Source organism: Candidatus Neomarinimicrobiota bacterium (assembly GCA_041862535.1).
Classification (GTDB): domain Bacteria; phylum Fidelibacterota; class Marinisomatia; order SCGC-AAA003-L08; family TS1B11.
Genome location: JBGVTM010000270.1, coordinates 1 through 9,242 on the forward strand (window position 1 = coordinate 1; position 9,242 = coordinate 9,242).

Sequence of the window (9,242 nt, forward strand, 5' to 3'; positions counted from 1 at the left end):
CCCACACCCAACCGAAGTCCGCAAAAGCAGCGGCGGTGAACTGCCCCAATCCCAATCCCAGGATGCGGGCCAGGGGTTCCTCAACCACCGGCAGGCGCAGTTCTAGCGTTCCTGACACTACCTGATCTCCCAGCTTCGCTGCCGTCAGTCCCCGCAGGCTGTGGAGCTCCGGTGTCTCGATAAATCCCCCGAGCAGACCGAGTACCGAGCCGGGATTGAGATACACCGGCGGATCGCTGAGCAGGCCGATGCGGTCCTGCGTTGGTGGGACACCTGTCAGGAACGTCCCGACGAGCCGGGCGAATACCACCAATGGCGTTCCGGGTAGCCTCTGGTGCGTGAAAACGTCCGCCTCTCCCCTGCCGTAGTTGAATTTGCCGTAGAGGGTGCTGTCGTGGTAATCGTAGCGCAGCCGCAGGCCGCTGCCGCTAGGCGGGAGGTAGGCAGACTGGCGGTGGGGCCGCTGGGATTTCCATTGATATCGAATAGTAAGCCTTCCCTCCTCAACCTCCTCAGGTACCCCGAGCAGGGTATCTTCCTTCACCGGGATATCCTCTACCGGTCGGCGCTGGAAGCCGCCCAGCGAGACGGCAACCGAATGTTCGGATGTCAGGTGGTGGCCCAGGTTGAAGGGATATAGGGCATCCACCTGAACACCGCTGATCGCTTCCAGCAGGTAACCGCCGCCATATCCCCGGACCCGGAACATGAAATCGCGATAAGCCGTGAGGGAAATAAATGGGGTAAAGCGGGCATTGGTCCAGGAGGCGAGCACGCCCCAGTCCCAGCCCTCATAGACCGCCCCACCGGCCAGGAACAGCTGGTTCTTGCCCAGGGCATCCTGCCACATGCCAAAGGCGCTGATGCTGTAGATGTCGGGCAGTACCAAACGCGCCAGGGGGCGCCAGGTGCCCCAGGAGCGGTAGGGTCGGGGCCCTTCGATGGGGGGTGTCTGGGCCAGGTCAACGGCCGGAACGGGTATCTCGGGCTGCTCCTGCCGCCAACGGGTGAACTTCGCTCGCATCACCGGCTGGTCACCGGGCTCCACAGTTCGGTCCGGCGCCAACCGACGCACCCGAACCGTATCCACGTCCCCCAGGGTCATCGCTACCACCTCCCCGGTTCCGGGCATGATCTGGGTAGTATAGATGCCCTCGGCTACGTCGGTCATGGGGACCAGGTCGGTCCCTTCGGCAGGCTCAGGGGAAGCGCCCGGAGCGGGCAGGCGGTACAGGTTGGGCGTGGAGTTGCGGAAGGAGGTGAAGATAATCCACCGGCCGTCCGCCGACCACAGGGGCGCCAGGTCTTCCTCGGGGTCCCGGGTCAGTTTATGGTAACCCTCACCGTCGGCCCCCACCACGGCGATGTCCACGTTTCCATCCTCCTCCTGCACGGCAAAAACGATTGCCGAGCCATCGGGTGACCAATGGGGATCTTGCAGCTGCATGTCACCAGCGAAAGCCGTCAGGCGCGTGACGTTTTCTCCACCAGGATCGGTAACGTAAAGATTGGTGGTTTGCCCCGGGTGCGCGGCATAAAGGAGATAGCGCCCGTCAGGTGACCAGACCGGATCGAGGGACCGAGCATTGCGCGTAAGCCACCGGACCTTCCGGCGCTCCACATCAATAACCCGGATATCCCACAGCAGCGAACCATACCGACCGCGATGATATTCGCTGATGGCGATGACTTTACCGTCCGGTGACCAGGCCGGGTGGCCGTTGAATTGTCCATAGTGGAGCTCTACCCGCTTGTGGGCACTGTCAGTGCTGATTGTATACAGGCTCCAGTCCTGCATGTTTTTGCTGGCACGCCCCACCACGGCCACCTGGCTGCTGTCGGGAGATATAGCCAGTCCCCGAATAGCGGCCAGCTCGGGAATAACCACCGGTTCACCCACCTCTTCGACCCCTTCTTTCTGACCCCGGTAGCTGTAATAATAGGTATTCATGGCCCGGCGCCATTCCTCGTTAAAGTGGGCCACGCTCTGCCCGGTAACCTTCTTATAAGCCCGCTGGAAAAGGTATGGGTAAGTCAGCAGCTTGCGCTCACCGATTCGGAGGCTATCGCGGTAGTGAACCAGCTGCGTAATGGTCGAATCACCGTACTTATCTGCCAGATAGAGGACCTTGGCATACCCCGCATCGTGGGCGTCCAGGCGGTCCATCTTGTTCATATAAGTGTGGATTTTCATATCGCTGTCGCTGCGGCCCACCCGCCACCTCTCAGTATAGTATTCCGCCGTTCCTTCCAAAAACCAGCCCGGCACCATCAACAGGTTCCAGATACCCAGCCAGGTCTTCAGCCCATTCATTAGCGCCACGTGCTGGAACTCGTGGGCAATGACGGTTCGGAGCCACTTTTCCGAGCCCGTGAACCACCCCACCGCATCATTCTGGTAGGCCCAGATGAAGATCTGATTCGATGGCATAGCGAAACCGTTCATGATTTCATCCTCGGCGGAAAAGACCATATCGGTTTTACCAAAGTCTTCCAGCTCAAGTTGATCCATAATCGGCTGATATACCTGTTCGGCGATGGCGGCGCCCCGCCAGGCCACATCCTCAAGACCCTGGTGATAATATATGTTAAAGTGCTCGGTGGAGATGACCTGCCATTTCAGCTCCGGGTGAGTCCTGAGGTTCCACGCCCAGAAGCTCTGACCCTGCGTGACTGAGAACGTGAAGACTATGATGAGGCAGATCCGGTGAAAGGCATCACCAGACCGGGGGTTTTTTAACAATGCCATGCTTTCTTCCTCCCCGGTGAGTAATCATGGACGGTTGAAAACTGAGGTGTTGCTCACACACTGCACGGGCGTGCCTGGATTCAACCGAATTCAGCACTAAGGAAAGCCGGCAACCTCAACCGGAGGTTGTTGGCCTAAGTTCAGGTGAACCCACTGCCCGCAGGAGCATTGCATGAAGCGGAAGAAGCGGTAGTGTTGGCCTTACTAATAACAACTGTCTTCATACTCAGCAGCTTCTTCGCCTGGCGCTCCTTGCAGCGGGGACATACAACCTCTTCCTCTGGCGTATCGCTTGATGCAACCAGCGCGCTGAACGTACTACCGCAGGCACGGCAGCGATAATCATAAATCGGCATCAGTCAGAATTTCTTATTATCGCACTTCACTTCCTAACCAGATCATTCCACGCCCGCATCCCACCGGTGACGTTGCTCACTTGGTAGCCCGCATTAAGGAGCAGATGGGTGGCCTGTGCCGAACGGACGCCACCTTTGCACACCACGAAGACTTGTTGGTTCCTTACGTCCGACAGTTCATGCATCCGGGTTCCCAGCTCCTGCAACGGGATCAATCTCGACCCCTCAATATGGCCCAGGGGACCATTATACTCTTCGGGCGTGCGCACGTCCAGGACAAAGGTAGCGACCCCTGAGTTGATCCGCTCCCATAAAGCCCTGGCAGAAACAGTTGGTACCGGCTCGTCATCAAACTGAGCGATTGTCCGGTGCTGGCTACACTCAGTAAGTAAAGCCATCATGAGCATTGCCAGGGAGAGAGTGTACCTGGAGTTCACCCGTCAAGCCCGAGGTTAAACCGCGTCAATAGCGTTACGCAGCCGGCGATTGACATCCTCCGCCACCGGGAACAACTCCGGTCTTTCAACCACCCCCAACAACGTCTCCGCATCTACAGCTGCCAGGCGAATAGTACCATCATCGTTTCGGGAGACAGTCACGTTGCAGGGCAGGAGCAATCCGATCTCCGGGACAGCCGAAAGAGCCTCAAGGGCGCTGGGCGGATGGCAGGCCCCCAGGATCTTATAGGGACGGAAGTCCACACCGAGCTTCTTTTTCATAGTGACCCGCACATCGATCTCGGTAAGAACACCAAAGCCCTGTTCCTGTAAGGTGGCCCGCACTCGGTCTTCAGCCTCTCCGAAGGACAGCTCGACATCACGATAGTAACCCAACTTCATAGTTTTTCACCTCGTCCTCGTCTAAGGGAATATAGAGAGAACATCATCCGTGGAGTATGGCTACTTTGCGCGTTCTACGGGCCGACCAGACCAGAGTTCCCGGCAACCGTGCAGACTCCGGAGCAGTTTCCGGCCCAGGTTCCCGGTAACGCTGTAAAAAACGGAAGTGCCCTGCCGCCGTCGCTGGATCAAGCCAACCTCGTAAAGAACTTTCAGGTGCTGGCTGGTCATGGCCTGAGTCAGGCCCACATGCTCCTGGATGGCGTTAACAGTTTTTTCGCTATCTTCTATAAAGTGAAGAATGTGCAGTCTGGCAGGATGCCCCAGAACTTTCAGCAGACGGGCGGCCTTTGAAAGACTGTCTGACATTGACTCCTGCGCGTTTTGAGCTTTCACGATAAAATTTATGTAGCCCTATTATATTAATACAATACGATATTGTTAACCAACGGCCACTTGCCCTTCCGGAGTGGTCGCTCTTTGATTAAGTGCGCGGCTAGAACGGCCAGATACGAGGGATAAAGTAGGAGCCTAATAACCAGAAGGCGAGATTGAGGCCCCCACCGAAACGGAGATAATCCGTGTAGCGATAGCCCCCCGGCCCATAGACCATCATGTTGGTCTGGTAACCCACGGGAGTCATAAAGCTCGCGGAGGCCGCAAACGCAATCGCCATTAAGAATGGCCGCGGATCCACGCCTAAGCTGGTGGCGATGCTGATCCCCACTGGTGCCAATAGAATAGCCGCGGCATTGTTGGAGACTAGCTCCGTTAGCAGGGAGGTGGTAAGATAAATAAGCGACAGTGCCATGTAGGGGACCAGGTCCGGGGGGAAGAGATTTGCCAGGGAAACTAAGCCGGTAGCAATGAATCGCGCCGTACCGGTCTCGATCATGGCATACCCTACCGGTACGAAGGCAGCGATCAGGAAGAGTACCGACCAGTCGACGGAGCGATACACCTCTTGCATGTTGACTGCTCGGACGAGCAGGAGTAGGACCACCGCCAGCACGGCTCCTCTTAAGATATCCACCACCCCCGTGCTCACCAGGATCATCAGCAGGGGCAGGATGACCACCACCAGCCACCAGAGGCGGTCGCGGTGAAGCTCGGATTTGACCTCCGAGATAATGATCATATCATCTGAGCGGCGTAGTTCATTCAGCCGTTCCTTGGGAGTTAGCATGAGGAGGGTATCAGAAATGCGCAGGGGGACCCGAGCGATTCTTTCCCGCAAGGTGGCACCGTGGCGCCGAACAGCCAGCACAAACGCCCCGTAATGACGACGGAAATCAATTTCCCGCAAAGACCGGCCAATAAACCGGCTGGTCCGGGTAATAAGACCTTCCGCCAGAACCTGATCCTCAGCGGAGAGCTCGCTATCTGTGAGCTTAATGTCAGACAGCAGAGCTACCCCCTGCTCCTTTCTTAACCGGATGATATTGTCGACGAGGCCCCGGAGAATCAACGTGTCATCGGCCCGGAGGGGAAGGTCGCGTATATTTTCAACATGCCGCCGATTACCGCGCAGGATAGTTAATACCGTGATATCATACTTTTCGTTGATACCCACCTCTTTGCAGCTTTTGCCTACGAGAGGTGAATCCGCCTGGACCCGCACTTCCGTCAGATAAGTACCCATATGATATTTCCGGGTCAGAGAATCCAGGCTAACCCTGGAGGGCAGAAGACGCGGTGCTGCGAAAAGGGCGTATATCAGGCCGAAAAGAACAAATACCCAGCCCAGCCGGGCGAACTCGAACAGACCCAACGGCGGTTGTCCAGCTTTAATAACGAAGGCATTCACGATCAGATTGGTGGAGGTACCGATGAGTGTAAGCGTGCCGCCGATCACCGCCGCATAGGACAGTGGCAGGAGGACTTTGCTGGGGCTGAGACGGAAGCGGTGGCACAGGTGCATGGCCAAAGGAATAAACATGGCCACCACCGCCGTGTTGTTGAGCATGGCCGATGATAGACTCACCGTCAGCAACATGATGCCGATTCCTATCCACTTCCGGGAACCCACCATGGAACTCAGTCGCTCCGCTGCTACTTCCAGCAGTCCCGTTTTTGTTACCGCATGGCTGAGGACAAATAGAGCACCGATAGTCACAACCGCTGGATTGCTCAGGCCTGTTATCGCTTGCTGTACGTCTACAATGCCCGTAATCAGTAGGATAGCCAATAAGCCAAAAGCGGTGACCTCCATCGGAAAGAGCTCCAGGGCGAAAACCACCAGGGTGGCCGCAAGGAGCACGAGCATCAACAGGACTTCGAGTGTCATGACCGGTCCAATACCCGTGAAGCGAGAGCTTCTAGCATAGCAACCAGGAATGATAGCCTGCTCTCTGGTTCAGTCCAACCGTGCATTGATAAAACCCGCCAGAAACTTGGGATAAAAGTAGGTGGACTTAGCCGGCAGCACTTCTTCGTACTTAGCAACGTTCAGGAGTACTCTCACGGAGGTTGGGCGTAGAAGGAAGGCCCAGTGCCCTTGAGCTCTTGCAGCAGCCACAGCCTCTTCAGCCTCATGGAAATAGCCAAAGGTTCCCGGATCCGCTGATCCAGTTGCCGTGAGGCGGGGCAAAATGTTCTCATGAAACACCACGACATCACTCTGCCCCCGGGTCTGATTGACGCTCCTGCTTCTGGCACCGCTCTTATTTTTCCACTTAATCCAGAATGACTGATCGATGGGCGTTGCTGCCGCTAAAATGATCCCACCCGCGGAATGACTGGCGGTCTGCCGGTGAAGCCGTGGCCAGCTCTCTAGAGGGTGTGCCTCGATGGAAAATTCGTCACCCAGGGCCTGACAGAAGGCCTGAGCACTCAGGGAAAGGCCCAGGGTACGGTGAGTAGGTAACACTATCAACCCGGGATCGCTGCTGGGTACCAGGGTCATCAGGGTAGTCCCCTTGCGGCCGAGCTGCTGGTAGTAGGCCACACTCGTCTCATAGCGGTGGTGGCCGTCAGCAATGATAACGGTTCGATCGTGGAGGCCAGCCTGAAAACGCTTGATGACTTTTTCATCGGTGATATTGAAAAGTCGGGAGATGTGGCCGTCGTCACCCCGGGCTGTTTGCCAAGGTGTTTGCCCAACCATTTCAGCCAGCAGGGACGACACTTCACCCTGATCGTCCTCAAAAATCCCGAAGATCTGGCTGAACTGGGCGCCCGTGGCGCGAAACAACCTCAGGCGGTCCTCTTTAGGAGCAGGGTAGGTGTATTCATGGCGCATGACGCACCCCGGCCGATAGGGTTCACAGGTCACTTTGGCCACCAGGGCTCGCCGCCTGTAAGTGGTATCCACGTGGCGGAACTCCTGTTCCCATACATATAATGCTGGTGTTGTGACTGTGTACAAAATGCCGGACTGTATCCAGGACTGGAACAGCTTCGCCGCCGCCTGATAGCGGTCACCATCGGGGGGTGCCTCGGGCAATGTCAACCGTATTACGTTGTAAGGGCTCCGTTTCGGCAAGGCTATCCGCTCGGCGGGAGTGATCACATCGTAAGGAGGGGCTACGAAGGGAGTGACATCAGTGCCCTCTTCAGGACGGAACAGAACGGCCGGGAAAGGGTGAATCTCTGCCAAGGCTACCACTCGCTATAGGTTTTAGTTGCGAACTTAATCCTATCGGCGAGGGAATGAAAGGTTACGAAAAGATAGTCTCAGACCAAGCCTTTTTCGTTACTCCCGCTTGGTTTGTTATGACTAATTTTAAACCTTGCCTTTTCGGGTATAGGTGGCAAGTACTGGTCTGGAAACTCAGTCAAGGTATAACCCCCGTCGTCGTGCCGTCCCCAATCCTGGTGAACCTTCAATACCGGGGACCCTTATATCCTCTTGATATCAACTCGCTGGCAATGTCCCAGGAGTAGGAGGGGATGATACCGGCTGAAAGAGCCATGATTTGCCGGAATACGAAACAGGGCTCCTCCATCGCCTGAAAGCCTCATGACGAGAAACCAACTTCTATCCCTCCTCAAAATTCTGGGCCTCCTGGCCTTTTTATACCTGTTTATCGTTGGTATTGGGGCCATGGGCTACTCCTTTAAGCTCTTCGGGAAAGAATTTTCAGAGCGGATCTTGAACACCACCGCCTCGCCGGTGCTCGGTCTATTCATCGGGATTCTAGCCACGTCTCTGGTCCAGAGCTCCTCCACCACTACCTCCATCGTTGTCGGGATGGTGGCCGGTGGCGCCATCTCCATTCAGGGCGCGATCCCCATCATCATGGGCGCCAATATTGGTACGACCGTTACTAACACCATCGTGTCAATAGGACATATTGCCCGGAAGACCGAGTTCCGACGGGCGTTTGCCGCTGCCACTATCCACGATTTCTTTAACATAACGGCGGTGGCGGTGCTATTCCCCCTGGAGCTAGCCACCGGCTTACTGAGCCGCTCGGCCTCCGTGCTGGCACAGGTGTTTGAGGGCGTTGGCGGCCTGAAACTGGGCAGTCCTCTGAAAGCGGCCACCATGCCTACCATTACCATTATGGCTGAGCTGGTGGGTCAGCAGCCGGTGCTGCTGCTCATTATCGCCGTTCTGCTCATTTTCGCCATGCTGACCGGCATCGTTAAGATACTGCGCAGCTTGGTGATCAAGAGGGTCTCGGCCTTTTTCGATGAACACCTCTTCAAAACAGCCGCCCGGGCATTCCTGTTTGGCCTCCTCCTCACAGCCCTGGTACAAAGTAGCTCTATCACAACCTCCTTAGCTGTACCGCTGGTCGGTGCCGGGCTATTGACTGTGCTCCAGATATTCCCCTACACCCTGGGAGCCAACGTAGGCACTACCGTGACCGCTATACTGGCAGCCCTCTCAACGGCCAATACAGCGGCCATCACCGTAGCCTTCGCCCACCTGCTGTTTAATATCTGCGGCATCCTGCTTATCTGGCCTATCAAGAAAATCCGGCGGCTACCTATCCGGATGGCCGAATATGCCGCTGCAACGGCAATTAAAAACCGATTCCTGCCCCTGATCTTTATTCTTTTGGTCTTCTTCATTATCCCGTTAATATTGATCGTAAGCACGAGGTAAGCCATGTGGAAGAGTCTGCTACACTTGTTTAAAGAGGAGGACCTCTATACCCAGGCCCTGGAGAATTCCTACCAAATGCTGGACATGGACCTGGCCATGTACGTGGCTTCGGTGGAATCCCTCCGACGTTCTGATACCAGCGAGATTGGTATAGACATCTATAAAATGGATAAGCAGATCAACGCCTACGAACGGGACGTGCGCAAGAAAGTGATGACCCACCTGGCGGTGACCGGGTCGGC

Annotated in this window: 9 protein-coding genes; 2 read left to right on the forward strand and 7 right to left on the reverse strand. The window is 56.2% G+C overall.

The features are described from left to right. From ACETWG_10010 to ACETWG_10040, 7 genes are all read right to left on the reverse strand, one after another. Positions 1-2,749, reverse strand: a 2,749-nt coding sequence (locus ACETWG_10010; GenBank protein ID MFB0516918.1) for a hypothetical protein, incomplete at its 3' end; no start/stop codon positions are given. 140 nt (positions 2,750-2,889) lie between these two features. After that, positions 2,890-3,105 (reverse strand): zinc ribbon domain-containing protein, encoded by a 216-nt coding sequence (locus tag ACETWG_10015; GenBank protein MFB0516919.1) that lies wholly within the window; start codon positions 3,103-3,105, stop codon positions 2,890-2,892. A gap of 26 nt (positions 3,106-3,131) precedes the next feature. After that, positions 3,132-3,542 carry a rhodanese-like domain-containing protein gene (locus ACETWG_10020; GenBank protein ID MFB0516920.1) on the reverse strand — a complete coding sequence of 137 codons (411 nt, stop codon included), beginning with the start codon at positions 3,540-3,542 and terminating at the stop codon, positions 3,132-3,134. A gap of 15 nt (positions 3,543-3,557) precedes the next feature. After that, positions 3,558-3,944, reverse strand: coding sequence for a DUF302 domain-containing protein (locus ACETWG_10025; protein ID MFB0516921.1), 387 nt, complete (start codon positions 3,942-3,944; stop codon positions 3,558-3,560). Positions 3,945-4,004: 60 nt separating this feature from the next. After that, a complete protein-coding gene (locus ACETWG_10030; protein ID MFB0516922.1) occupies positions 4,005-4,313 on the reverse strand; it encodes an ArsR/SmtB family transcription factor in 309 nt (102 codons plus the stop codon). A gap of 127 nt (positions 4,314-4,440) precedes the next feature. Beyond that, positions 4,441-6,231 carry an SLC13 family permease gene (locus tag ACETWG_10035; GenBank protein ID MFB0516923.1) on the reverse strand — a complete coding sequence of 597 codons (1,791 nt, stop codon included), beginning with the start codon at positions 6,229-6,231 and terminating at the stop codon, positions 4,441-4,443. A gap of 69 nt (positions 6,232-6,300) precedes the next feature. Next, positions 6,301-7,542 carry a DUF1015 family protein gene (locus tag ACETWG_10040; GenBank protein MFB0516924.1) on the reverse strand — a complete coding sequence of 414 codons (1,242 nt, stop codon included), beginning with the start codon at positions 7,540-7,542 and terminating at the stop codon, positions 6,301-6,303. Positions 7,543-7,905: 363 nt separating this feature from the next. Between ACETWG_10040 and ACETWG_10045 the strand changes: the two genes are divergently transcribed. Continuing rightward, positions 7,906-9,000 carry a Na/Pi symporter gene (locus tag ACETWG_10045; protein MFB0516925.1) on the forward strand — a complete coding sequence of 365 codons (1,095 nt, stop codon included), beginning with the start codon at positions 7,906-7,908 and terminating at the stop codon, positions 8,998-9,000. Positions 9,001-9,003: 3 nt separating this feature from the next. Next, the coding region (locus ACETWG_10050; protein MFB0516926.1) for a hypothetical protein at positions 9,004-9,242 on the forward strand (239 nt) is incomplete at its 3' end.